Source organism: Chitinimonas viridis (assembly GCF_030409555.1).
GTDB lineage: Bacteria > Pseudomonadota > Gammaproteobacteria > Burkholderiales > Chitinimonadaceae > Chitinimonas > Chitinimonas viridis.
In genome coordinates, this window is sequence record NZ_JAUFPU010000008.1 from 456,655 (window position 1) to 479,736 (window position 23,082).

Genomic DNA, 23,082 nt, shown 5'->3' on the forward strand with positions numbered 1-23,082 from the left:
ACCACCTGCCGTATCGCCAGGGCTAGCCAGACAAGCTGCCGCTGAACCACAGATAGAGCAGTGCCCCACCCAGGATGACGGCCAGCCAGAATCCTGCCCCAAAGCGGCTTTCGGCCACCTGGCCCGAACCTAAGCGGGGCTTGCTGCTGGCCGGCGCCTTGCCCGATTGATGGCGCTCTACCAGATCCTTGGCGTCTTTCAGGCCCAGGCCTGTTTCGGCCCGTACCTGCTTGATGGCTTCGATGATGTTGCCCTGGCTGAGTGCGGCCAGGGCAGCGGGGGACAACTGGTCGCCGAACTGGGGTGTGGGCGAGCCAGGCTGTAGGCTGCCCACTAACGGTTTGCCAGACCGATACTGCTCGACCAGTTCCTTGGCTTCCTTCAAACCCAAACCGGTATCCCCCCGAACGATCTTGATGGCTTCAAGCAGATTGCCGTTCTGGATGGCGCTTATCGCCTGCGGCGACAGTGTGGTGTGACCTGTGGGCATGGTGCACTCCTTGTCGGGGGGGGCTCACGGTAGGGGGCTGCCAGCCACCTTGATATCGTCGCAATACTGCGTTGCGCGAGAGGGACTTCTCCTTGCATATCAAGTATATGCTGCTCTGAGGTTTACACGCGCGCCTTGCCTGGAAGTCGAAGCTTCGGAGAGCCCCCTATCGCCCTTCGGAGCGTATGCTGCCTACCACCAGGCGGCCGGATCATGTCCCAGCGGTACGGCCGGCAGTGACCAATGTGGCAGCAACCCACTCAGCACGGCCGCATGGCGTACTGTGGTCAGTTGGCCGAAGCCTGATGGCGCGGTCTCGCAATAGGGCTGCGCTTCGGCAGCCGAGATGTCAGGCGCCTGCAAACCACCAGGCAGGCGGCCCAGCTGTCGCAGCCAGTGGGCAGTTTGTGCCAGTGATACCCGTACATGCCAGCTACCACCGACCGTAGCGCGGCGATGCAGTGCAGCCATGGCGCCCAGTGCCATCAGGTAGCCGCTGGCATGGTCCAATACCTGCATGGGCAGGGGCTTGGGGGCTGCCTCACCAGCAGCTGAGGACTCGGCATGATTGAAGCCCATGGCGGTTTGCACCAGCGAATCGAAACCCCGCTTGTGCGCCCAGGGACCTTGGTGACCATAGGCGCTGAGCGAAACATAGACCAGGCCAGGTCGCAAGGCGGCCAAGGCTTCCGGCCCCAGCCCCATATCGTTCATGCCGCCGGGGCGATAGCCCTGCATGAAGATGTCGGTATGGGCCAATAGCTGTAGCAATTGTGCGTGCTCGGCGGCTTGGGTCAGATCTAGCGCGGCACTGCGTTTGCCCCGGCCGGTGTCCATCACCAGCAAGGGAATGGCCGGCAGGCGCGGCGAGGTGATCATCAGCACGTCAGCGCCATGGGCAGCCAGGGTACGGCCGCACACCGGGCCTGCTATCACACGGCTTAGATCGAGCACCTTGATGCCAGATAGCGGCCTGTCGCCAGCGGGCAGGGCTTGCACAGGTGCGTCGCCTATCTGTTCCAGGGTAAAGGTGGGTAGGGCAGCAATGGCAGCGGCCTGCGGGTGCGCATCCCATTCGGCAAAGCTGCGCATGGCCGCCACTACCATGCCGCGTTCGCTGGCTGCGGTTTCAAAGGCTTCGGCCTGCCAGTTCAGCAGCGCTTCTGCCACCGAGGTGCGCTCGTTGGCACAACCCAGCAGCGCCAGCAAGCCGTCGCGATGATGTGGAAAATTGGTATGCAACCTTACCCAGCGGCCATCGCCACAGCGATAGGCGCCAGCCAGCTTGTCCCAGGGGTCGGGCGGCGGCGCGCCATCCACCAGCAGGTAGCGTTCGCTGCGGCATTCAATGGCAGCGTGGCGCATATTGATGCGAACGTCGGGCCAGTTGCCCTTGCGTTGTTGCCATAGCGTGGCTGCGGCCAGCGCACTGGCTGCCAGGCTGGCCTGGGCGGCGCTGCCTACGGCAAAGGTGGAGGGGAGTATGGGGTCTTCGCCCTCGAGGTGGATATATTCGAGTGCCTGCTGCGGCAGGCCGGTCAGCGTCCAAAGCTGCGCCAGGGTGTGTTGGGGATGGGGAGCTTGCATTGGCAGCCTTGTGCCTGAGGCTAAACCTCGAATTTTACACCCTGGGCCAGTGGCAAGGCTGTGCCGTAGTTGACGGTGTTGGTCGTGCGACGCATATAGTTGCGCCAGGCATCAGAACCGGATTCGCGGCCGCCGCCGGTATCCTTGTCGCCGCCAAAGGCGCCGCCTATCTCGGCACCACTGGTACCGATATTGACGTTGGCGATGCCGCAGTCGGACCCGGCTGGCCCTAGAAAAGTCTCGGCCTCACGCACACTGTCGGTGAAGATGGCGGAACTGAGTCCCTGCGACACCGCGTTGTTGAGGTCGATGGCATCCTGCAGCTCGCTATAGGGCATCAGGTAGAGGATGGGAGCAAAGGTTTCCTCCATCACGATGGGGAGGTTGCCGGGCACCTTCACCAGGGCGGGCCGCACATAGTAGCCATGGTCCGGTACACCTTGTTCCAGCCGATTGCCGCCAGCCAGACGCTGACCACCTTGCTGTTCGGCAGCCTGCAGGGCTTGCTGCATGGCCCAGTAGGCCTCGGCATCCACCAACGGCCCTACCAGCGTGCCTTCCGCGCCGGGATGACCTATGGGCAGGCTCTCGAAGGCCTGGGCGAGGCGTTGGCACAGGGTATCCACCAAGCTCTCATGCACGATCAGCCGACGCAGGCTGGTGCAGCGCTGGCCAGCGGTGCCGGCGGCCGAGAAGACAATGGCGCGCAAGGCCATTTCCAGGTCGGCGGTCGGGGCGACGATCAACGCGTTGTTACCGCCCAGTTCAAGCAGGGAACGCCCCAGGCGTGCCGCTACCGCTTGGGCGACAGTGCGGCCCATGCGGGTGGAGCCGGTGGCGGACAGCAAGGGCAATAGCGGATGGGCTGCCAGCCGCTCACCCGCCTCGCGCTCGCCCAATACCAGTTGGCAGAGGTGGGCGGGTACGCTCTCGGTCATCTCGTCTATGGTCGATTCGACCAGCCGCTGCAAGGCGATGGCGCACAGGGGCGTCTTCTCCGAGGGTTTCCAGACAACTGCATTGCCGCATACCAGGGCCAGCATGGCATTCCAGGCCCAGACTGCCATGGGAAAATTGAAGGCTGTAATGACGCCTACCGCGCCCAGCGGCTGCCATTGCTCCATCATGCGGTGGCTGGGGCGCTCGCTGGCGATGGTAAGCCCATGCAACTGCCGCGACAGGCCCACGGCAAAGTCACAGATATCAATGCATTCCTGTACCTCGCCTTCGGCCTCGCTGCTGATCTTGCCGGCCTCCAAAGTAATTAGGCTGGCCAGGGCCTGTTTGCGCTGGCGTATCTGCTCGCCTATGCGCCGTACCAGCTCGCCGCGCAAGGGTGCAGGTACGGTACGCCATTTGAGAAAGGCACCATGTGCTGCTTCCACTGCGTGGTTGACCAACCCGGCCGAGGCGGGGGCATAGCTGCCGAGCAGGGCGTGGTCGATGGGGGAACGCATGTCACGTGGTGCACTATCGGCATAGTGGGCTGCACCGGCGACCAGGGCAGAGGGCCAGAGTGGCTCGGCCGCAAGGTCTGAGAGACGCAGGTCGGCAATCAGGTCTGGGGGTAGGCGCATGGCAGTTCCTGGGGTGCTGTTCGCACAGGGTCGGTGATGCGGTTGGGCCGAGCGGTATGCCCTCTGCGGGGGGCTTGTATCAATTATTCAAAAGGTAGCTTATAGAGCGCAAGCAAGTTTTGCAGGCTTATCTGCAATGGCCTGTTTGTCCACGTCAGCCTGGGGTAAGCCTGTGGGCGGCATGTTGATAAGTATGGCAACTGCTTGAAGCATGGCGCTTTCTCAGTGCTGCCTGTTTTTCGGGCAAGTGGGCCAAACCTGCGCTTAAGTTTGGTTTAAGCAAGCCTGTGTCTAATGCGGGCTCCGGGATCATTACTTCTGGGAACTTGCCATGAGGCTCTCTGTTTGTTCTGAGGGGCAGGAACAGCGGCAGGCCGAGGGGTATCAGGTCAAGTAGTTCAAGTTGGGATAGGCACAAGGCGCTTGCAGGCAGCCGGCCGGCCATGGTGCCCTTGCATGCTATGGTGGCCGTGCCTGAAAGCAGCTGGGAACGCGATAACCTGGATGCAGCAATGCTCCATGGCGACAAGCAGGTCAACCCAGCACCGGCTACGCTGGGTTTTGTTAGCCGCTCATAACTATCGAGGTAGCTTGCTGAATGCGCATATTGCTGGTGGAAGATGATGCCCTGCTGGGAGATGGCCTGAAGGCGGGATTGAGCCAGGCAGGCTTTGCCGTGGATTGGGTTTGCGATGCGATGTCGGCGGATGCAGCGCTGGCTGCAGAACCGTTCGCGGCGGTGGTGCTGGACTGGAATTTGCCACGTGGTGATGGCCTTTCGCTGCTGAAGCGCTTGCGGGAAAGGCGTCTGTCTACGCCAGTACTCATGCTGACCGCCCGCGATGCGCTGGAGGACCGTATTACAGGCCTGGATGCGGGCGCGGATGACTATCTGGTCAAGCCTATCGCCCTGGGGGAGTTGGCTGCCCGTTTGCGGGCTTTGCTGCGCCGTGCGGCCGGGCGCAGTGACCCGCTTTATCAGCATGGCGAGCTGGTGTTGAATCCGGCTACCCACACGGTGACGCTGGCTGGCCAGCCGCTGGCCTGTGCCGGGCGCGAGTTTGACCTGCTGGCGCTGTTGATCAGCCAGCCGGGCAGGCCCATGTCGCGCGAGCAGATTGAAGCTGCGTTGTATGGCTGGGGGGAGGAACTGGAGAGCAATGCTGTGGAAGTCCATGTCCATCATTTGCGTAAGAAGCTGGGGAGCGACTGGATCAAGACCCTGCGTGGTGTGGGTTATATGCTGAACCCTGCCAAAGCGGAGGCAGCCCCATGATGGGCAGATCGTTGCGTGGACGGCTGATACGGCTGTTGCTGGGGGTGTTGGCGCCCGTCTGGTTGCTGCTGGCCGCGGCGTCCTATCTCTATATGCTGCAAGAGGTGGACGAGCTGTTCGATCACCAACTAGAGCAGGTGGCTGCTACCTTGTTTTCGCTGGACATGGGGCAGATACAGGCGGCGGTCGATGCGCCTGGCTTGCATGCCTTCAATGATGATGACGCCTTTGCCGCCTGGGCCTGGGATCTGCAGGGCAGGCCGGTGTTTCGCAGCCAGGCTGCACCGGCACTGGCGTTCCGGCAATCGGGTGAGCGGCTGCAAACATTGGAGATAGGCGGGCAGCGTTGGCGCGTGCTGTGGGTGAAAGAGCCCTTGCGTGATCGCTGGCTGGCTGTGGCCCGGCCCTGGTACGAGCGGGATGAGTTGGCTGCAGGGCTGGCTGTCGGGCTGGGGTCGCCGTGGTTGCTGTCCCTGATGGTAATGGTGGTGCTGATCTGGATGGCGGTGGGCCGTGGTCTGGCCCCGCTGGAAGACCTGTCGCGCCAGATTGCCGCCAGGCGACCGGATGACTTGTCTCCGGTACTGGCAAGCGCCATCCCGGATGAAGCGCAGCCCTTGATGGCGGAAATCAATCTGCTGATGACGCGACTGGAAGCCGCGCTGGAAAACGAGCGGCGCTTTACGGCGGATGCCTCGCATGAGCTACGTACGCCATTGGCGGCTATCAGCGCCCAGCTGGAGGTGGCAATGGCAGAACCGGTTGCTGCTGCGCGGCAGCATGCGCTGGCACAGGCTCTGGCCGGCGTGAGCCGTGCAACGCGGCTGACCGAGCAGTTGCTGTTGCTGGCGCGGTTGGATCACCTTGCCGCTGTGCCGGATGCTGGTGTGTTCGATTTACTGCTGCTGGCGCGGGAAGAACTGGCTGATTGCGCCTGCCAGGCCATGGGTCGGGGTATTGAGCTATCGCTGGACGGTGAGCCTTCAATGCTGTTTGGCTCGGCCAGCCTGCTGCGCTTGGCAGTGCGCAATCTGCTGGACAATGCCATCAACCATGCGCCGTCTGGCGGACATGTGGCTGTGTCGCTGGAGACAATGGCGGGACGGCTGAGTCTGTCGGTGCAGGATAATGGCCCTGGTGTACCCGATGCCGCCTTGGCGCGCTTGGGTGAGCGCTTCTACAGGCTGGATAGCGTATTGCCGGGGAGTGGGCTGGGTCTGTCCATCGTCCGGCGGGTAGTGGCCTTGCACGGGGCTGAACTTGATTTCAGCAATCGTGGCGGCCTCTGTGTCAGTTTGGTGTTTCCGGTAATCGCATCCACAGCCTGAGTGGGACAAGCCTGTGGGTGTCCTGTGGACAGCTGCAACAAGCTGCTGAAAGCAGCCGGTTTTTGGTGGCTGCCTGTTTTTTGTGCAGAGCGGTGCCGGAATACCCCCAGTTCACAGCGGCAAGTCATGCTGCCATCATTGGCTGATCTGACCTATATAACAAGTTGCCATGACAACCGATCTGATTGAATTCATCAAAAGCATCCTGCTGGTGTTGACGGCCCTGCTGCCCATCATCAACCCACCGGGTGTGGCGCCCATCTTTCTGACCTATACCCATGGCGCCAGCGACCAGGAGCGACGGCTGATTGCCAAGCGCATCGCCATCAATGGTTTCTTCCTGCTGCTAGGGGCCATGTTTGTCGGCAACTATGTGCTCAAGTTCTTCGGCATCTCGCTGGCGGTAGTCAAGATAGGTGGCGGCCTGGTGGTGGCGGCGGCAGGCTGGAAACTGCTGGAGGCAGACGACCATAGTAGCGAGGCGGCTGCCACCAAGCCTACCGGGCCGGCCATCATACGACGGGCGTTTTTCCCCCTGACTTTCCCGTTCACCATCGGGCCGGGTTCGATTTCGGTGGCGATTACCTTGGGAGCGGCACTGCGCACGCGCAGTGGTATCGATGAGTTGAACCTGGCGGGCGGGGTGATCGGCATCGTGTTGCTGACGGCCGTGGTGTATTTCAGCTATCGCTATGCTAACCGCTTGCTGGCAAGGCTGGGTGAAACCGGCATTACCGTGTTCCTGCGCCTATCGGCGTTTATCCTGCTTTGCATCGGCGTGCAGATTTTCTGGAATGGCGCGTCGGAGCTGCTGCGTGGCTTGCTGGTTTGAGTGGAATCACCCACAGCGGCACTGGAAAAGCTTGTGGGCGGCTTGTGGATAATTGCATCAAGCGCTTGAAAGGGCAGGGTTGGTGCTGGCTTGCCTTTAATTTGTGCAAACTGGCCAGCTGTGGCGCAAATGCTGGGGGTGGTGGCAAGTCATGAGCTTGGGGTGGGTGCTGAAAAAACCCGATTTTTTGGGGGATTTTTGCGTAATCTGCCCGAATGGCCTGCTGGCAGGTAAACTAGCGGCTTCGCCACAACCAGTTATTCCATAATGGAGATTGCCCTTTTACTCGGACTGATCATACTCAATGGCCTATTCGCCATGTCCGAGATTGCCCTTGTCGCAGCTCGCCGTGCCCGTTTGCAGGTACTGGCGGAAACCGGTGATACCGGGGCGATTGCAGCCATCAAGCTGGGCGAAAATCCCACCCGCTTCCTGTCTACCGTGCAGATCGGCATCACCTCCATCGGTGTGCTGAACGGTATCGTTGGTGAAAGCGCACTGGCTGGCCCGTTCTCTACCTGGCTGGAAGGCTTTGGGCTGGGGGCGGAGGCCGCCGACCTGCTGGCGCTGATCCTGGTGGTGGTCAGCATCACCTATGTGTCCATCGTGCTGGGTGAATTGGTGCCCAAGCGCATAGGCCAGTTGAACCCCGAGCCGATTGCTCGCCTGGTTGCCCGCCCCATGAACTGGCTGGCGGCCCTGACCAAACCCTTTGTACGTTTGTTGACGGTCTCGACCGAGGTGGTATTGCGCGCCTTGAGTGTGCGCACCGATCAGACCAATACCGTGACCCAGGAAGAAATTCACGCTCTGCTGGCCGAAGGTTCGGAATCAGGCGCCATCGAGCAGCATGAACACGAGATGGTGCGCAATGTGTTCCGACTCGATGATCGGCAGATTGGCTCGCTGATGACGCCACGCTCGGAAATCGTGTTCCTGGACGTGGAGGATGAGCGCGCCGTCAACCTGGAGAAGATTGCCGAGACCGATCACTCGCGCTACCCGGTCTGCAAGGGTGGCCTGGATGAGGTGCTGGGCATCGCCACTGCCAAGCAGATATTGGGGCAGACTTTGCGTGGCCAGCAGGCCGACTTTGCTACCCATCTGCAGCAAGTGGCTTATGTGCCGGAAACGCTGACCGGCATGGAACTGCTGGAGAATTTCCGGACTACCTCGGTGCAGATGGCACTGGTGGTGGATGAATATGGCGAGATTCAGGGCCTGGTGACCTTGCAGGACTTGCTGGAGGCCATTACCGGTGAGTTCAAGCCGCACGATATAGAAGATGCCTGGGCTGTTCAGCGCGAGGATGGCAGCTGGCTGCTGGATGGTTTGATACCGGTGCCCGAGCTGAAGGACCGACTTTCCCTGCGTGATGTGCCGGAAGAGGACAAGGGCCGCTACCACACCCTGGCTGGCATGTTGATGCTGTTGCTGGGGCGCCTGCCGCAGACGGCGGACAAGCTCGATTGGGGTGGCTGGATTTTTGAAGTAGTGGACATGGATGGCAAGCGCATCGACAAAGTGCTGGCCACCCGCGACCCCAGCGCCGATGACTCTGCGCCAGTGGAACCTGGGACAGACTGATGAATGGCATGGCCGAACCGCTGGCCTTGCTGTTCGGCCAGCCGGTTACCGAGCTGCCGCAGGATCTGTATATCCCCCCGGATGCGCTGCGGGTAATGCTGGAGCGTTTCGAGGGGCCACTGGATCTATTGCTCTACCTGATACGCAAGCAGAATCTGGACATACTTGATATTCCCATGGCGGTGGTGACCCGCCAGTACATGGACTATGTCGAGGTGATGCATGCGCAGCAATTGGAGCTGGCTGCAGAGTACCTGCTGATGGCGGCCCTGCTGATAGAGATCAAATCGCGGATGTTGCTACCCCGGCCTGCTGCGCAGGAGGGTGAGGAGCATGACCCACGCGCCGAATTGGTCCGCCGCCTGCTGGAATATGAGCAGATGAAGCTGGCGGCCTTCGAGATAGACCAGTTGCCCCAGGCGGGGCGTGATTTCAGCTGGGCTGCCGTATGGTTTGACCGCGAGATGGTGGTGCGCCTGCCCGAGGTCACCCCGGTAGACCTCAAGACGGCCTGGTTATCGCTGCTGGCGCGTGCCAAACACACTCGCAGTCATATGGTAAAGCCGGACGAATTGAGTGTGCGCGAACAGATGGGCGAGATACTGAAATTGCTGGCCGGTGGCCGCTATCTGGAGTTCTCCCAATTATTCGATACCAGCCGGGGTATCCCGCTGCTGGTTGTGAGTTTTATTGCCATGCTGGAGTTGACCAAGGAAGGCCTGATTGCCGTTACCCAGGCAGAGCCCTACCAGCCCATCTATGTGCGGTTGGCAGGCAGTGAGGCCTTGGAGCCGGCGCATGGCTGAATCACAGGAATCGGCCCTGCATGACAGGCAGCACCTGCAACTGGTGATGGAGACCGCCTTGCTGGTCGCACAGGAGCCGCTCAGCCTGCACGATATCAAGAAGCTGTTCGCCGAAGAGCTGCGCGCCGAACTGCTGAACGAGGTGCTGGAGGCGATACAGTCCGCCTGGGTGGGGCGTGGCGTGGAACTGGTAAAGCTGGCCAGCGGCTGGCGTTTTCGGGCCCGGCTGGAGTTCCAGCCCTATCTGGACCGGCTGAGCCCGGAAAAACCTCCAAGGTATTCCCGTGCAGTGATGGAGACACTGGCCATTATTGCCTACAAGGGCCCACTGACACGCGGTGAAATAGAAGAAATACGTGGGGTTGCCGTCTCCAGCAATATCGTCAAGACCCTGGAGGAGCGGGGTTGGATAGAGGTGGTGGGGCACCGCGAGACACCTGGGCGGCCCGGTCTGTACTCGACCACGCGTGCCTTCCTGGATGATATGGGACTGAAGAGCCGCACTGAACTGCCGCCGTTGGCTGAGTTGGGACGGCTGGTGTTGCCTGAGACGGTGGAAACGCCCGAATAATTGACCGTTGGTGGCTTTCTTGGCTGCCTCTGCTACGCTCGGAATATAATTTAATTCGAATACCCATGACCGATCCTGAGATTGGCATGGTCACCACTGGGCGTGGCATGGACGAGACCGTTTATACCCTGATTGCCGACGAGGGCGGTGTTTGGCATGCGCAAGGCGAGGACGGACGTCCTGCCTTGCTGGTGCCGGATCCTGGCCTGGATGCCGAGTTGTCCCCGCAGGATGCAGGCCATGCGGTCATGCTGCCATTGGATGGGGCTGCCGAGATTGATGGCGAGCCCTGGCTGGCATACCGCTGGGGCGAAGGCCAAAGCCTGGCGTCCCGCTTGCAATCGATGCCGCTGGAGCGAGGGGAGGCGGTGCAGCTGGCACTACGTCTGCTTGATGGGGCGGCGCATGCCCGCCTGATGGGCTATTCACTGGGCTGGATAACCGCCGAGCGTGTGCTGCTGGATAGGGATGGCCGGCCCAAGCTTGCGGCGCTCCTGCCCAAGGGCGAGGTCAGCGAGGATGCGCTGCGGGGCATGGGCGAGCTGCTGTTCCATATGCTGACCGGGCAGTTAGCTGTGCCGAATGAGCGAGGTGAGCTGCCAGCACTGGCTGATCTGATTGTCGACCTGGATCCACGGTTGGAATTGATAGTCCAGCGTGCGCTGGGTGAGCCGGGTGTGCCACCCTTCGAGCACCTGCTGGCGCTGCGAGCGGCCCTGACCGACTATCAAACCGAACTGGCCGCGCTGGACGGTGTGCCGGAGGAGGACGAGGGCCCGGCCGGCCTGCTATTGCGCCGTATCGAGCGGACGGAGGATTTTCCGGCGCTGTCGCGGGCGATAGGGGCGATAGGACGGATTGCAGATGGCGATACCGAGCGGCTGCAGTCTTTGGCCACGGTGATACTGCGTGACTTTTCGCTGACCAACAAAGTGCTGCGTCTGGCCAATTCGGCCAGCTACGGCCAGTTTGGCGGTGCCATCAGCACGATCTCGCGGGCGGTGATGGTGCTGGGCTTTGGTACGGTGAAGTCGCTGGCCATGTCGCTGGTGCTGATAGAGCAGTTGAGCAACCATACCCATGCCATTGAGCTCAAGGATGAGGTGGCCAAGGCCTTCTTTGCCAGCCTGCTGGCGCGCAAGCTGGCCGAGAAAAGTGGCTACCGTGATGTGGAAGAGGCCCGCGTATCGGGCATGTTTCATCTGCTGGGCCGTTTGCTGACCCTGTTTTACTTCCACGCCGAGGCGCTGGAGATACAGCAGTTGGTGCGTGAAGGTGAGCGTGATGATATTGCCGCCCAGCGTATTCTGGGTATCAGCTATGAAGAGCTCGGCATGGGGGTGGCCAAAGGCTGGAATCTGCCCGGCAAGCTGATCAGCAGTATGGCGGCCGAAGACCCCAAGCCCAAGCCACCCCGCCATGATGCCGATTGGCTGCGCCTGTTTGCCAATGCCGGCAGCAGCCTGATGCGGGCAACACTGGCCGAGAGCGAGCCTGAGCGCTTCAAGGGTTTCTTGCAGGTGCGTGATCAGTTTGGCGAACCCATGCGCCTAAGCGAGCGTGAACTACGTGTTGCTGTGGATGATGCAGCGCGCGAGGCATTGCGCGAGGCGTCGATTTTTGGCCTGGAGGCACAGGGTTCGGGCGCGCTGGCCCGCTTGCGTCAGTTGGCAGGATTGCCGGTCGCTGGTGCGGCGGGCGCTGCTGCCGGGTCGGGGCAGCCAGCTGCGGCGGTTGCCACGGCCGCGGAGGCGGCAGCGTCACCACCCCCTGCGCCAGACCGCCCCGAAGTGCTGGAAGCGCTGGCCAGTTGTGTGCAGGACGTGACGGAGACGTTGGTGGCTGATTTCCGCCTGAACGATCTGCTGCGCATGATATTGGAGACATTGTTCCGCAGCCTGGCAGTGGACAGGGTGTTGATCGCAACGCGCAGCGTGCAGCGCAATGCCATCGTCGGGCGTTTCGGCTTTGGCGAGAACATAGAGGATTTCCTGGCCCGTTTTGCCTTGCCCCTGGATGAAACGGCCGATGTGTTCAGGGTGACGCTGTCGAAAAATGCCGATGTGCTGATTGAGGATGTGGACAGCAGCAGCATACGGGAGCGTATCCCCGCCTGGTTTCGCCAAGCGGGGGCGGGCAAGACCTTTTTGCTGATGCCGGTGGTAATAGACAAGAAGATAGTTGGGCTTTTTTACGCTGATAGGGCCAAGCCCGGCAGCCTGAGGCTGGGCCAGAAGGAACTGGCCTTGTGCAAGACTCTGCGCAACCAGGCGATACTGGCCATCAGGCAGAAGACACCCAGTTAGAACGGTTGTACCACTGGCGGGCTTTGGGCAGACGCGCAGGACGCGGTTTGGCTGGTTTTGACGCTGTTGTTTGCACGATGCAGTGCGCCGCCGCATTAGTTTTTTTGCTCTATTTTTTAAGGTGTTGTTTCAATTAAATAAAACACTGTTGTTAAACATTTGTGCAGCGCACAAAAAGTGCTTGACTTGGCGTTTGTGGCTCACCATAATGGGTTCATGCTGCAGCGCAAAATTCTGTTGACTGCGGCGCATACACCGAATGAATAGTTAGCCAGGAGAAGACCATATGTTCGCTACTTCGGATTTCGCCGCACTGGGCCAGGCCCAGCTCGAAAAGTCGATTCGTCTGTCGTCCATTGCGCTGTCTGGCGTGGAACGCTTTGTTAACCTGCAGCTGGATCTGACACGTGACCTGCTGTCCGACAACACGGCGACCGCCAAGGCGTTTGCTGACGTGAAGGATGTGCAAGGCTTTATCGCCCTGCAGCAGCAACTGTCGCAGCCCGTGATCGACAAGGCTTTGTCGGTTGCCAAGAATGTGTATGAAGTCACCAGCTCCACTCAGGCTGAACTGGGTGCCTTCGTTGAAGAGCAGGTTGTCGAGTTCAACAAGGGCTTGGTTTCCACCCTGGATAAGGCCGTGAAGCAAGCGCCTGCCGGTTCGGAAATCGTGGTGTCGGCTGTCAAGACGGCTGTGGCGACCGCTGCTTCGGCCTACGATACCGTGGCCAAGACAGCCAAGAAGGTCACCAGTGATTTCGCTGAAGCTGGCGTGGCTGCTGCCGAGACCTCGGCGAAGGCTGCCGCAGGTGTGGCCAAAAGCACCGCCCGCAAGACTGCCTCTGCTGCTGCTTGATCTGCTGTTGCTGGAACCGTAGCAAGAAAAAACCACGCCTCGGCGTGGTTTTTTGCTTTTGGCGGCAGTGATGAAACTGCGAGCGGGAAGTGGGGGACGGCGCTTTGTGTGCAAACAGCGCCGGCCGGTGCTGCCGCCAGTGTCGATAGGCCCCGCTTACTTTGGTGGACTGGCGTTCTCATGCAGCCATACCAGCAAGCAGGCAAGCTTGCGGGCAGGGGAGTCGGTCTCTGCGCCATTGGGTGGCGTCAGCCCAAACAGGGGAGGTAGGGGGAGGTGGGGTTGATAGTGTTCGCCCTCGCTGGCTGCCAGATAGTGACCTGCTTGCTCGGCAAGCTGCGCCAGCAATGCCTGCTGGCCTAGCCAGATGGGGTTGAAGCCGGTGGTGGCCGTGGTCGCCATCAGGCTGGCAAGGCCGGCCATGCCACTACCTAGTTGCTGCATCAGGCTGGCCAGATAGGCCGGCGCGCCGTGACCGCCGGCATGCAGCCAGCCGCCAGGTGCGGGGGATAGGGCGTCCAGCACGGGTTGCGCGCGCTGCAGGCCGGTGGGTGAGCCGCCAGCCGCCAGCAGAAAACCGTGTTCCCCAGCATAGGGGCTGTCCTGCCAGTGGATGCCTACCCAGCAATCCGCCGCACAGGCGGGGGCTGCCTCGGTAGTGAGCAGGAGATCATGCTTGCCCAGCTGCACTGGAGTGACGCCATTGCTAAGCCAGCAGCGCGGCCCTGGCAGGCTGGCTGCGGCTGCGGGATCGGCCAGACCGGCCCAGCCCGGTGGGGGCGGTGCCGCCACGACGTGGCCAAACCAGCCTTGGCGTTGCAGCCGCTGTGCCAGGCTGGGAGGGGTGCCCAGCAATATCAGCTGCACAGGCTGCCCTGACATAGGCGCTGCCTGACTTCTTCGCTTGCCAGGTGATCAAGAAACCAGCGCAAGGCATTGCCACGCGATTTGGAGGGCCAGGCGACGTAAAGCCTGGCCAAGGGCTTGTCTTCCTCTACCTGCAGTTGCACCAGGGCCCCGCTGTTGAGGTGGGGTTGCGCCAGGCGGCGGGGCATGAAACCGACGCCCAAGCCTGCCAGTTGGGCGGCCAGCTTGTCGCGTTGGGTGGAGACGGTCAGGGTGGGCTGGCCGGTGAGCAGGCCGGAGGTGCGAGGCGCCAGGCTGCGTGAGCTGTCTGCCACGCTGACTGCGCGGTGTGCCCTGATGGTCTGCATGGGTATGGGCTGTGGCTCTTGGGCCAGCGGATGATGCGGGGCGACCACCAGCATGAACTCCACATCGCCCAGCAACTGGCTCTTGTATCCCCCACCCGGTGGTGCGTCGTCCGGCGCGCCGATGGCAAGATCCGCACGGCCTGTATAGAGCGCATCCCAGGCGCCGCCATAGGCCTCGTGCGAGAAGCGTAGCCGGGTTGCGCCGCCTACCCGGTCAAAGGCGCAGACGGATTCCAGCAGCACATCAAAATCGACCAGATCGCCCACGGCAATGCGCAGCTCTGGTTCCCAGCCGGTGGCAACCCGTTTGACCCGCGCTTCCAGTGCCGCCGCCGCGTCTAGCAGGGGGCGGCCTTCGCGTAGCAGCTCCTGGCCAGCTGGCGTGAGGCGGGCGCGATGGCCGCTGCGGTCGAAGATCAGCACATCCAGATCCTGTTCCAGCTTTTGTATGGTGTAGGTGATGGCTGAGGGGACGCGATGCAATTCGGCTGCAGCGGCGGCAAAGCTACCTTTGCGCTCAATGGCATCGAGCACGATCAGGGCATCCAGCGAAAGGCGCATGTCAAGGAATCCGAAGGTGGGTGAGCGGCCCTATGGCGGGCTTGGTTAGCGAATTATGGTGCAAGCGAGGGGGGATGCCGACATATTCGCTCTATTTCTCTGAAGTAGTGGACGAAAGTATGCTGCGTTGCACCAAGCGGGACCCACCTAGGGTATTGATCAATAGGGGGTTTTCGCTGCTCTGGGGCTGGAGTAGGATGCGTTGTATGTCCGGCGTTAGACCGGCAAATGGAGACATAACGCATGAAACTGAAGTCCATCCTGGTGCTTTGGCCGTCCTTTCTGGTGGCCGGTATCGTCAATAGCTTGTTTTTTACGTTGTTTGATCCCCTTGAGATGACCATGGCCGGGGAGCCCCTGTTCGACAGTCGTGTGCTGGCTTACTCGGTTGGGTTCTTTGTGTGCTGGCTGTTTGCCGGTCTGTCCAGCGGCCTGACTTTGTTCTTTGAGCGTGATCGTGAGCAGGTAAACCGGTATTGCCCTGTGGATTTCAGCAAGCCGGAAGGCGAGCGGGATGGCGGTACGCTGGCACATTGAGTTGTGGCCAGGCCTTGATGGAAACAGGCGACCCCAAGGGGTCGCCTTTGCTTTAGAGCCTGTTCACGATCTTTTCGCCCCGGCGTTCCGGGCCACGTCCGGAACCCGAAGGGCCGGACCGGAAAAGGGTCATGTACTGCGTTGGACTCCTTGGTAATAACCCGTTATTGCCTGCGTCGTCCGCCTTGTACTTGACCCTTTTCCGGTCCGGCGACGGGGTGAAAAAAACGTGAACAGGCTCTAAGCGCCCCGTTCATGAGCGCCCCGTATCAATCGGTGGCATGGACGGCGATGCTAAACTGCGGGCATGTTTGAACAGACTTTCTATCTGACGCTGGCTGCCTGGTGGCTGGCAGGCTTTGTGGGCGGCATACATTGCCTGGGCATGTGTGGCGGATTGACAACTGCGCTGGGCTTGAACCTTGCCGGTAAGCAACAGGCGGTAATGCTGCTGGCAGCCAACCTGGGGCGCCTGCTCAGCTATACCTTGATAGGCGGTTTGTTGGGCGGGGTGTCTGGGGTGGTGGCGTGGCTGCCACGAGCTGCCCTGCTGCAGACAGGGCTTTACCTGGTCTCCTTGCTATTGATTGTGCTGCTGGGCTGCTATCTGGCCGGCTGGTCTGGCTGGCTGCTACGGCTGGAGCGCCTGGGCGGCCCCTTGTGGCAATGCTTGCAGCCCCGATTTGCGGCATTGCTGCCTTTGCGCTCGACAGGTGCTGCCCTGCTGGCTGGTGGCTTATGGGGATGGCTGCCGTGCGGTTTGGTCTATACCGCGGCTACGGGCGCCCTGACCAGTGGTAGCAGTGTGCGGGGCGGGGCCATCTTGCTGGCGTTTGGCCTGGGTACCTTGCCTAACCTGCTATTGATGGGCGCGGCTGCAGGCCGGCTGCAGCGCCTGCGGGATAAGGCTTGGGTGCGCCGGCTGGCCGGCGGCGGCCTGGTGGCCTATGGCCTGGTGGCGCTGGGGATGTGGCTGATGGCTCGCTGAGCCATGGAGAGGAGGATGGGGCAATGAGCGATATACGATTCGAGACACTGGGTGACTATCAGCAGCAGCTGGGCCTAGCCTTGGCAGGCGCGACACGCCGGGTGGACTGGTTTGATATGACCATGGCCGAGGTGGGGCTGGAGCTGGCCGATAGGGCAGAAGGCTTGCGCCAAATGCTGGCTGGCTCTGCCTTGGCCAGGGTGCGTTTACTGGTGTTCGAGGATGACTGGTTCTGGCGACATGGTGCCGGGGTGGCCGCCTTGATGACGACCTACGGCCATGTCATGGAGCTGAGAGTGGCGGACGAGTGCGACCGTTTGCCGGGTGAGCAATTCCTGCTGACCGATCAGGTGGTGGTGCGGCGTTTCCACCCTGATGCGCTCAGGGGCGTGGCCAGCGATGATGCTCGTAGCCGTATCCTTTGCCAGCAGCAGTTCGACAGCATGTGGCCAAGAGCGCAGCCGGCTGCCAGCGGACGTAGGCTGTATATCTGAGAGCTTGTTCACGATTGTCTCACCCGGGGCGAAAAGATCGTGAACAGGCTCTGAGCGGCAGCAGGCACAAGTGGTTGGTGGGTAGGCGGGTCTGTGCAAGGGGTTTTAGGCTTGCGACTTCGACACGAGTTCTTCCGCATTGACCTGCTTGCAAGCCGTACCTGAAACCCCGGCAGATCGCTGATTTACTGCGATTGTGCTTGCGGTGGTGGCATGTGTGGCGCCCTGTATTGTGGCTGCCGATGAGGCGGCATTATTTACGTGTCGGCGCGAGAGCGGGAACTTGTGCCGGCAGGCTCGAATAGCGCATGCAAATACTGCATGTTGCAATGCAAATTACCCCTAGTTTTTTCCTTAAAAGCTGCTAGAATTTTCCGGTCGGTCGCTTTTGATACGTCAAAGGTTTTTCAAAGCCCTCGATCAACGATCGATTGTGCTTAAACTCGTGTTGAACTCACACTACTAAAGGTAAAAAACCATGATCAAGAATCTGCTCGTTGCTGCTCTGTTCGCCCTGGGTCTGGCTGCTTGCGGCGAAAAGCCTGCTGAAGCTCCTGCTGCTGAAGCCGCTCCTGCTGCTGAAGCCGCTCCTGCTGCTGCTCCTGCTGAAGCCGCTCCTGCTGCTGACGCTGCTGCCGCTCCTGCTGCTGACGCTGCCGCTGCTCCTGCTGCTGACGCTGCTGCCGCTCCTGCTGCTGACGCTGCTGCTGCTCCCGCTGCCGCTCCTGCCGAAGCTCCGAAGCAGTAATTGCTCGGTTAGCTTTTGCTAGCGAAGAAAGCCGACCTCCGGGTCGGCTTTTTCATTGCCTGTCGTTTTCCCCCGATTGTCTCTCTGATCGGGGCGGGGCAATAAGAGAGGACGCCTGGGCGTCCTTTTTGCGTTTTTACTGCAGCAGCTCGCCATGGCGGCTGCAGTGCTGTCTTCCCGCCGCAATTACCCGATATGCCCTGGTATGCGCGGCGTACTGACGTGTACATCGGCGTTCTGGGCACGGTGGCGCAGGGCGTGATCCATCAATACCAGGGCCAGCATGGCCTCTGCAATAGGGGTGGCGCGTATGCCCACACAGGGGTCATGCCGCCCGGTGGTTTGCATCATGACCGGCTCGCCTTGCTTGTCGATGGAGGCGCGCTCCTGCGGAATACTGGAGGTAGGCTTGATGGCCATGCTGACGCGGATGTCCTGCCCGGTGGAGATGCCACCCAGCACACCGCCGGCATGGTTGCTGGCAAAGCCCTTGGGGGTCAGTTCGTCGCCATGCACGCTGCCACGCTGGGCAACCACACCGAAGCCATCACCGATTTCCACGCCCTTGACGGCGTTGATGCTCATCATGGCATGGGCGATATCGGCATCCAGCCTGTCGTAAACCGGCTCGCCCCAGCCTACGGGGACATTCTCGGCCACGACGTCGATACGGGCGCCGATGGAGTCGCGCTCCGCCCTGATCTGATCCATATAGTTTTCGAGCTGCGGCACGATCTCGTCATTGGGGGCGAAGAAGGCGTTCTCGCTGATGTGTTGCCAGCCCTTGAAGGGGATGGGGATTTCACCCAGCTGGCTCATATAGCCCCGAATGACGATGCCGAAATGCTGCTGCAGCCACTTCTTGGCGATGGCGCCTGCCGCAACCCGTACGGCGGTTTCGCGGGCCGAACTGCGGCCACCACCCCGGTGATCGCGGATACCATACTTGTGCCAGTAGGTGTAGTCGGCATGACCAGGGCGGAAGGTCTCAACGATCTTGCCGTAATCCTGGCTGCGCTGATCGGTATTGCGTATCAGCAGGGCGATGGGGTGGCCGGTGGTCAGACCCTCGAAGGTGCCTGACAGTATCTCTACCGTATCGGGCTCCTTGCGCTGGGTAACGTGGCGGCTGGTGCCGGGCTTGCGCCGGTCCAGTTCTAGCTGGATATCTGCTTCGGTGATGGCGAGGCCCGGAGGGCAGCCATCAACAATGCAACCTATGGCTGGCCCATGGCTCTCGCCAAAGGAGGTGACAGTAAACAGCAGGCCGAGCGTACTACCAGACATGGATGCATCCTCTTGCGTCGTGCGGGGGGCAAGCAAACGGCCTCGCTGGGAGGCCGGGTTGAACCAGATAGCTGGCAGTCTATCACAGCGGGGCTGATGCCCAGCGCAGTGGCCGCGCCTCGTGCTAGAATCAGCAGTTGACGTTAACGTCAATTGCACTGGCCCGGTATTGCACCTGCTGGAGCCTGCTGCAGTCGGCTGATTGCTGCAACGCCTTACAATGGCGGGCCTGACTCGCCTTCCTAATACCAGGAGACAACACCCATGTCCGGGTTCAACAAAGTCGTACACAGCTATGAAAATGCGCTGGCCGGCTTCCAGGACGGTATGACCGTCATGGTGGGCGGCTTTGGCCTTTGCGGCATACCAGAAGGCCTGATACGCACGGTCTATGAGTCCGGTCACAAGGGCCTGACGGTGATTTCCAATAATGCCGGGGTAGACGGCTTTGGCCTGGGTCTATGGCTGGAGAAGCGCCAGATCAAGACCATGATTGCTTCCTATGTGGGTGAGAATGCCTTGTTCGAACAGTTGCTGCTGTCGGGCGAGATGGAGGTGATCCTGACCCCGCAAGGCACGCTGGCTGAAAAGATACGGGCGGGTGGCGCCGGGATACCGGCTTTCTATACGGCTACCGGCTTCGGCACCAAGGTGGCTGAAGGCAAGCCCACGGCGGAGTTTGATGGCCGCCAGTATGTGCAGGAACGTTCCCTGACCGCTGACTTTGCCCTGGTACGTGCCTGGAAGGCCGATGAGTATGGCAACCTGGTGTTCCGTAAGACCGCCATGAACTTCAACCCCATGATGGCAACGGCGGGGCGGATCACGGTGGCCGAGGTGGAAGAGATCGTACCTGCCGGCAGCCTGGATCCGGAGCAGATACATACGCCGGGCATCTATGTGCACCGGGTGATCAAGGGCGCTTTTGAGAAGCGCATAGAACAACGCACCGTGCGCAAGGGCTGAGGAGAGACAGATGGCACTATCCCGCGAACAGATCGCCATGCGCGTGGCGCAGGAGCTACGTGATGGTTATTACGTCAACTTGGGCATAGGCATACCTACCCTGGTGGCCAACTACATCCCCGAGGGCATGCAGGTCATGCTGCAGTCGGAAAACGGCCTGCTGGGCATGGGCCCGTTTCCTACCGAGGATGAGGTGGATGCCGACCTGATCAATGCCGGCAAGCAAACGGTGACCACCATCGCAGGTGCAGCCTTTTTCAGCTCGGCAGAGAGCTTTGCCATGATACGGGGGGGCCATGTAGACCTGACCGTGCTGGGCGCCTTCGAAGTGGATGTCAATGGCAGCATCGCCAGCTGGATGGTACCAGGCAAGCTGGTCAAGGGCATGGGCGGCGCCATGGATCTGGTGGCAGGCGCACAGAATATCGTGGTGACCATGCAGCACACCGACAAGGCCGGCAACTCCAAGCTGTTGCCAGCCTGCACCCTGCCTTTGACGGGCGTGAGTTGCATACGCAAGGTGGTAACCGACCTTGCCGTGGTCGAGATACGTGATGGCAGCTTCCATCTGCTGGAGCGCGCACCAGGTGTAAGTGTCGAGGAAATCCAGGCCAAGACGGCCGGCGCCATGGTGGTGCCAGCGCATGTGCCGGAGATGCGGGTATAAGCATCCCTGCAGCCAACAACAAAGCCACCGTAAGGTGGCTTTGTTGTTTAGGGTGACATGCTGTGTTGTTGGGACTTGAAACAGCGCTCAGCGTATCAGTTCGCCAGTGGGGCCAATGACGGTGACTTCGACGAACCTGGAGGCTACGCGCTGGTTGGGCCCGAAGGTGAGGCGGAAGCCGCCAAGATTAAGGCTACCCAACGAGTCTATGGCCGTCATCAGGCCCTCGCCAGTGATATTGCCCTTGTCTATCTTCTTCAGGCCTTCGGTCAGCACCCGTGCCGCGATGTAGTACTCGAACTCGATATAGCCGAGCTTGAGCTTGTTGCGTTTGACGAAGGCGCGGTAGTCCTTCACCAACTGGGATGAATCGGTATAGATGAAGGGCATGACCTGGCTGATGCCGGTGCCACGGGCGGCCTCCACACCGGCCGAGGCGATCAGCTCTTTGGCGCCCACCACCGAGACTGTGTACATCTGCGCTGTGCCACCAGCCTTGCGGTAGGCTTTGAGAAAGGCACCGCAGGCGTCATCGGTACCCAGCATCAATACGGCTGTGGGGTTCTGCTCGAGGATGGCCTTGGCCGCTGCCTCGACATTCATGCTGTTCTTCTCGTAGCTGCCCGTGGCAACGACTTCCAGATTGCTCTTCTTGGCTTCCTGGCGGGAGGCAAACAGGCCGAACTTGCCGTCCGGATCATTCTGGTAGAACACCCCTATGCGCTGGTGTCCCAGTGAGGCCATCTGCTGGCCCAGTTTGTTCATTTCTTCTACCCAACTGGCGCGCAGATGGTACATCCAGGGGTTGTTGCGCAGGGCAGGGGCGCCCGATATTGGTGCAATCAAGGGTATCTTGGCGTCGGACAGGATATTCTGCTTGAGCAACTCCAGCGGGCCGGCAGAACCGCCAGCACCCAGCATGGCGATCGGGCTGGTTTCCTTGATGATGCGGCGGGTCTCGTCGGCATGCTTCTGCGGATTGAAGGCATCGTCGCCATAGGCCATCTTGACCTTGATGCCATTGACGCCGCCCTTGGCGTTGATCTCCTGGAAATAGGCATTGAGAGTGTCTTCCGCGCTGACCGCCAGCTCCCTGAGCAGGCTGGACACAGGGCCGACGTGGCCGACCGTGACGGTCTCGGCCTTGCCGGGCACCAGTAGCAGGGCCGCGATAAGAGGGAGTAGATGACGTAGGGTGGTGCGCATGCGGGGAAGTCTCCAGGTTAGCCTTGTCTCGGCATCGATTTCATGAATTCGATCAAGCGCTTGAGGTGGTAATTTTATTGAAATGCACCGAAATGGTCACGGCATTTCGAGCGAAAGCTCCACATCTGTCACTTTAGGCGACAAAGCCGGTCCACCAAAGCGTTTCCTGGTAGCTGGACGGCCAAAACCCCTGTCTGGCGACAGGGGTTGGTGGGGTGACCGAAATGGTGGCTGTTAGAGCCTGTTCACAATTTTTCGCCCCGGCGTTCTGGGCATTGCCGGATAGCGGACAAGGCACAAGCCGCGCCGCGGTACGGGCACCGTAAGCGGCTTGTAACGCCGGCGGCTGCCGCGGCGGTCGCTACCGGCAATGCCCGGAACCCGAAGGGCCGGACCGGAAAAGGGTCATGTACTGAGTTAGACTCCTTGGTGCTAACCCGTTATTGCCTGCGTCGTCCGCCTTGTACCTGACCCTTTTCCGGGCCGGCGCCGGGGCGAAAAGATCGTGAGCAGGCTCTTAGGCTGCAATGGCCTCGAACTGCCCTGCAATCTGGCGGCGCGCGTGGGTGAACGCAGCCTCGCGGGCATCTGGGCCCATGCTCAGACCGTGGGCGTGGATGACGGTGACGTTGCTGATGCCGACAAATCCCAGTACGAACTTGAGATAGTCCTCATGCGCGGCAGCCGTGGCTTGGCCTGCGTGCATGCCACCTGCCGTGGAGATGATGATGACGCGCTTGTCGCCTGCCAGTCCCTCTGGGCCATTAGCGCCATAGCGGAAGGTCTTGCCCGCTACCACCACCCGGTCTATCCAGGCCTTGAGCTGGCTGGGTATGGCGAAGTTATACATGGGGGCACCTATGACCAGTGCGTCGGCAGCCAGGAATTCGTTGAGGATGTTCTCGGACAAGGCGGCCTCGAACTGTTGCGCTGCATCGCGCAGTTCGGCCGGTGTGCCGCTGGCCGCCAGGGTGCCGCCGCTGAGCTGCTGCACATTATCGGCCGCCAGATCGCGGTAGCTGATTTCGATACCGGGTTGGCTCGTCTGCCAGGCGGTAACGACTTCGCGGCTCAGTTGGCGGGAGGCGGATACATCGCCGAGGACGCTGGAATCCAGATGCAACAGTTTCATGGCTATCTCCAATCAATGTGGCCGTCACGTTGGCGGCTGTCTTGGATTGCATATTATGGATGGCGC

22 protein-coding genes are annotated in these 23,082 nt (G+C 60.9%); 14 read left to right on the forward strand and 8 right to left on the reverse strand.

The window, feature by feature from the left end:
* Positions 1-22 precede the first annotated feature (22 nt).
* The 3 genes from QWZ03_RS10820 to amaB form a co-directional block, all read right to left on the reverse strand.
* Positions 23-490, reverse strand: coding sequence for a ribosomal protein L7/L12 (locus tag QWZ03_RS10820; RefSeq protein WP_290332724.1), 468 nt, complete (start codon positions 488-490; stop codon positions 23-25).
* A gap of 192 nt (positions 491-682) precedes the next feature.
* Positions 683-2,077 carry a CoA transferase gene (locus QWZ03_RS10825; RefSeq protein WP_290332725.1) on the reverse strand — a complete coding sequence of 465 codons (1,395 nt, stop codon included), beginning with the start codon at positions 2,075-2,077 and terminating at the stop codon, positions 683-685.
* Positions 2,078-2,097: 20 nt separating this feature from the next.
* Positions 2,098-3,654, reverse strand: a complete 1,557-nt coding sequence (gene amaB, locus QWZ03_RS10830; protein ID WP_290332726.1) for an L-piperidine-6-carboxylate dehydrogenase — start codon at positions 3,652-3,654, stop codon at positions 2,098-2,100.
* A gap of 598 nt (positions 3,655-4,252) precedes the next feature.
* Between amaB and QWZ03_RS10835 the strand changes: the two genes are divergently transcribed.
* The 8 genes from QWZ03_RS10835 (at position 4,253) to QWZ03_RS10870 (ending at position 13,216) form a co-directional block, all read left to right on the forward strand.
* The gene (locus QWZ03_RS10835) at positions 4,253-4,930 is read left to right on the forward strand and encodes a response regulator transcription factor (RefSeq protein WP_290332727.1); all 678 of its coding nucleotides are present in this window, start codon (positions 4,253-4,255) and stop codon (positions 4,928-4,930) included.
* A complete protein-coding gene (locus QWZ03_RS10840; RefSeq protein ID WP_290332728.1) occupies positions 4,927-6,258 on the forward strand; it encodes an ATP-binding protein in 1,332 nt (443 codons plus the stop codon). The genes QWZ03_RS10835 and QWZ03_RS10840 overlap by 4 nt, the downstream gene beginning before the upstream one ends.
* A 169-nt stretch (positions 6,259-6,427) precedes the next feature.
* Entirely contained in the window at positions 6,428-7,090 is a 663-nt protein-coding gene (locus tag QWZ03_RS10845) for a MarC family protein (protein ID WP_284196478.1), read from the forward strand.
* Positions 7,091-7,357: 267 nt separating this feature from the next.
* A complete protein-coding gene (locus QWZ03_RS10850) occupies positions 7,358-8,677 on the forward strand; it encodes a hemolysin family protein (protein WP_284196477.1) in 1,320 nt (439 codons plus the stop codon).
* A gap of 8 nt (positions 8,678-8,685) precedes the next feature.
* The gene (locus tag QWZ03_RS10855) at positions 8,686-9,483 is read left to right on the forward strand and encodes a segregation and condensation protein A (protein WP_308447545.1); all 798 of its coding nucleotides are present in this window, start codon (positions 8,686-8,688) and stop codon (positions 9,481-9,483) included.
* Complete coding sequence (gene scpB / locus QWZ03_RS10860) at positions 9,476-10,054, forward strand: SMC-Scp complex subunit ScpB (protein ID WP_308447546.1); 579 nt, start codon at positions 9,476-9,478, stop codon at positions 10,052-10,054. Before QWZ03_RS10855 ends, scpB begins: the two co-directional genes overlap by 8 nt.
* A gap of 65 nt (positions 10,055-10,119) precedes the next feature.
* A complete protein-coding gene (locus tag QWZ03_RS10865; RefSeq protein WP_290332731.1) occupies positions 10,120-12,360 on the forward strand; it encodes an HDOD domain-containing protein in 2,241 nt (746 codons plus the stop codon).
* A 286-nt stretch (positions 12,361-12,646) separates the two neighbouring features.
* Positions 12,647-13,216, forward strand: a complete 570-nt coding sequence (locus tag QWZ03_RS10870; RefSeq protein ID WP_290332732.1) for a phasin family protein — start codon at positions 12,647-12,649, stop codon at positions 13,214-13,216.
* A gap of 156 nt (positions 13,217-13,372) precedes the next feature.
* Here QWZ03_RS10870 and QWZ03_RS10875 read toward each other — a convergent pair whose 3' ends face one another.
* Both QWZ03_RS10875 and QWZ03_RS10880 read right to left on the reverse strand, forming a co-directional pair.
* Positions 13,373-14,098, reverse strand: a complete 726-nt coding sequence (locus tag QWZ03_RS10875; protein ID WP_290332733.1) for a hypothetical protein — start codon at positions 14,096-14,098, stop codon at positions 13,373-13,375.
* Positions 14,074-14,991 carry a LysR family transcriptional regulator gene (locus tag QWZ03_RS10880; protein WP_290332734.1) on the reverse strand — a complete coding sequence of 306 codons (918 nt, stop codon included), beginning with the start codon at positions 14,989-14,991 and terminating at the stop codon, positions 14,074-14,076. The genes QWZ03_RS10875 and QWZ03_RS10880 overlap by 25 nt, the downstream gene beginning before the upstream one ends.
* Before the next feature lie 243 nt (positions 14,992-15,234).
* Here QWZ03_RS10880 and QWZ03_RS10885 point away from each other — a divergent pair, with 243 nt between their 5' ends.
* The 4 genes from QWZ03_RS10885 (at position 15,235) to QWZ03_RS10900 (ending at position 17,780) form a co-directional block, all read left to right on the forward strand.
* On the forward strand, positions 15,235-15,528 hold the full coding sequence (locus tag QWZ03_RS10885; RefSeq protein ID WP_284196471.1) for a hypothetical protein: 294 nt from the start codon (positions 15,235-15,237) through the stop codon (positions 15,526-15,528).
* Between the two features lie 307 nt (positions 15,529-15,835).
* Positions 15,836-16,516, forward strand: coding sequence for a sulfite exporter TauE/SafE family protein (locus QWZ03_RS10890; protein ID WP_290332735.1), 681 nt, complete (start codon positions 15,836-15,838; stop codon positions 16,514-16,516).
* Between the two features lie 23 nt (positions 16,517-16,539).
* Positions 16,540-17,010, forward strand: coding sequence for a DUF7931 domain-containing protein (locus QWZ03_RS10895; RefSeq protein WP_284196469.1), 471 nt, complete (start codon positions 16,540-16,542; stop codon positions 17,008-17,010).
* 497 nt (positions 17,011-17,507) lie between these two features.
* Positions 17,508-17,780 (forward strand): hypothetical protein, encoded by a 273-nt coding sequence (locus QWZ03_RS10900; protein ID WP_290332736.1) that lies wholly within the window; start codon positions 17,508-17,510, stop codon positions 17,778-17,780.
* 164 nt (positions 17,781-17,944) lie between these two features.
* Here the strand turns inward: QWZ03_RS10900 and aroC are convergent, their stop codons facing one another.
* On the reverse strand, positions 17,945-19,045 hold the full coding sequence (gene aroC / locus QWZ03_RS10905; protein WP_290332737.1) for a chorismate synthase: 1,101 nt from the start codon (positions 19,043-19,045) through the stop codon (positions 17,945-17,947).
* Between the two features lie 264 nt (positions 19,046-19,309).
* Here aroC and QWZ03_RS10910 point away from each other — a divergent pair, with 264 nt between their 5' ends.
* Together QWZ03_RS10910 and QWZ03_RS10915 are read left to right on the forward strand one after the other, a co-directional pair.
* A complete protein-coding gene (locus QWZ03_RS10910) occupies positions 19,310-20,011 on the forward strand; it encodes a CoA transferase subunit A (RefSeq protein WP_290332738.1) in 702 nt (233 codons plus the stop codon).
* 10 nt (positions 20,012-20,021) lie between these two features.
* The gene (locus QWZ03_RS10915) at positions 20,022-20,678 is read left to right on the forward strand and encodes a CoA transferase subunit B (RefSeq protein WP_284196465.1); all 657 of its coding nucleotides are present in this window, start codon (positions 20,022-20,024) and stop codon (positions 20,676-20,678) included.
* Positions 20,679-20,765: 87 nt separating this feature from the next.
* Here QWZ03_RS10915 and QWZ03_RS10920 read toward each other — a convergent pair whose 3' ends face one another.
* Together QWZ03_RS10920 and QWZ03_RS10925 are read right to left on the reverse strand one after the other, a co-directional pair.
* Positions 20,766-21,884 carry an ABC transporter substrate-binding protein gene (locus QWZ03_RS10920; RefSeq protein ID WP_290332739.1) on the reverse strand — a complete coding sequence of 373 codons (1,119 nt, stop codon included), beginning with the start codon at positions 21,882-21,884 and terminating at the stop codon, positions 20,766-20,768.
* Between the two features lie 517 nt (positions 21,885-22,401).
* Positions 22,402-23,016, reverse strand: coding sequence for an FMN-dependent NADH-azoreductase (locus tag QWZ03_RS10925; RefSeq protein ID WP_290332740.1), 615 nt, complete (start codon positions 23,014-23,016; stop codon positions 22,402-22,404).
* Between the last annotated feature and the right edge of the window lie 66 nt (positions 23,017-23,082).

Excerpts from the sequence above, each read along its gene's own strand:
- QWZ03_RS10820 (WP_290332724.1), bottom strand. The coding sequence starts at position 490 with ATGCCCACAGGTCACACCACACTGTCGCCGCAGGCGATAAGCGCCATC.
- QWZ03_RS10825 (WP_290332725.1), bottom strand. The coding sequence starts at position 2,077 with ATGCAAGCTCCCCATCCCCAACACACCCTGGCGCAGCTTTGGACGCTG.
- amaB (WP_290332726.1), bottom strand. The coding sequence starts at position 3,654 with ATGCGCCTACCCCCAGACCTGATTGCCGACCTGCGTCTCTCAGACCTT.
- QWZ03_RS10835 (WP_290332727.1), top strand. The coding sequence starts at position 4,253 with ATGCGCATATTGCTGGTGGAAGATGATGCCCTGCTGGGAGATGGCCTG.
- QWZ03_RS10840 (WP_290332728.1), top strand. The coding sequence starts at position 4,927 with ATGATGGGCAGATCGTTGCGTGGACGGCTGATACGGCTGTTGCTGGGG.
- QWZ03_RS10845 (WP_284196478.1), top strand. The coding sequence starts at position 6,428 with ATGACAACCGATCTGATTGAATTCATCAAAAGCATCCTGCTGGTGTTG.
- QWZ03_RS10850 (WP_284196477.1), top strand. The coding sequence starts at position 7,358 with ATGGAGATTGCCCTTTTACTCGGACTGATCATACTCAATGGCCTATTC.
- QWZ03_RS10855 (WP_308447545.1), top strand. The coding sequence starts at position 8,686 with ATGGCCGAACCGCTGGCCTTGCTGTTCGGCCAGCCGGTTACCGAGCTG.
- scpB (WP_308447546.1), top strand. The coding sequence starts at position 9,476 with ATGGCTGAATCACAGGAATCGGCCCTGCATGACAGGCAGCACCTGCAA.
- QWZ03_RS10865 (WP_290332731.1), top strand. The coding sequence starts at position 10,120 with ATGACCGATCCTGAGATTGGCATGGTCACCACTGGGCGTGGCATGGAC.
- QWZ03_RS10870 (WP_290332732.1), top strand. The coding sequence starts at position 12,647 with ATGTTCGCTACTTCGGATTTCGCCGCACTGGGCCAGGCCCAGCTCGAA.
- QWZ03_RS10875 (WP_290332733.1), bottom strand. The coding sequence starts at position 14,098 with ATGTCAGGGCAGCCTGTGCAGCTGATATTGCTGGGCACCCCTCCCAGC.
- QWZ03_RS10880 (WP_290332734.1), bottom strand. The coding sequence starts at position 14,991 with ATGCGCCTTTCGCTGGATGCCCTGATCGTGCTCGATGCCATTGAGCGC.
- QWZ03_RS10885 (WP_284196471.1), top strand. The coding sequence starts at position 15,235 with ATGAAACTGAAGTCCATCCTGGTGCTTTGGCCGTCCTTTCTGGTGGCC.
- QWZ03_RS10890 (WP_290332735.1), top strand. The coding sequence starts at position 15,836 with ATGTTTGAACAGACTTTCTATCTGACGCTGGCTGCCTGGTGGCTGGCA.
- QWZ03_RS10895 (WP_284196469.1), top strand. The coding sequence starts at position 16,540 with ATGAGCGATATACGATTCGAGACACTGGGTGACTATCAGCAGCAGCTG.
- aroC (WP_290332737.1), bottom strand. The coding sequence starts at position 19,045 with ATGTCTGGTAGTACGCTCGGCCTGCTGTTTACTGTCACCTCCTTTGGC.
- QWZ03_RS10910 (WP_290332738.1), top strand. The coding sequence starts at position 19,310 with ATGTCCGGGTTCAACAAAGTCGTACACAGCTATGAAAATGCGCTGGCC.
- QWZ03_RS10915 (WP_284196465.1), top strand. The coding sequence starts at position 20,022 with ATGGCACTATCCCGCGAACAGATCGCCATGCGCGTGGCGCAGGAGCTA.
- QWZ03_RS10920 (WP_290332739.1), bottom strand. The coding sequence starts at position 21,884 with ATGCGCACCACCCTACGTCATCTACTCCCTCTTATCGCGGCCCTGCTA.
- QWZ03_RS10925 (WP_290332740.1), bottom strand. The coding sequence starts at position 23,016 with ATGAAACTGTTGCATCTGGATTCCAGCGTCCTCGGCGATGTATCCGCC.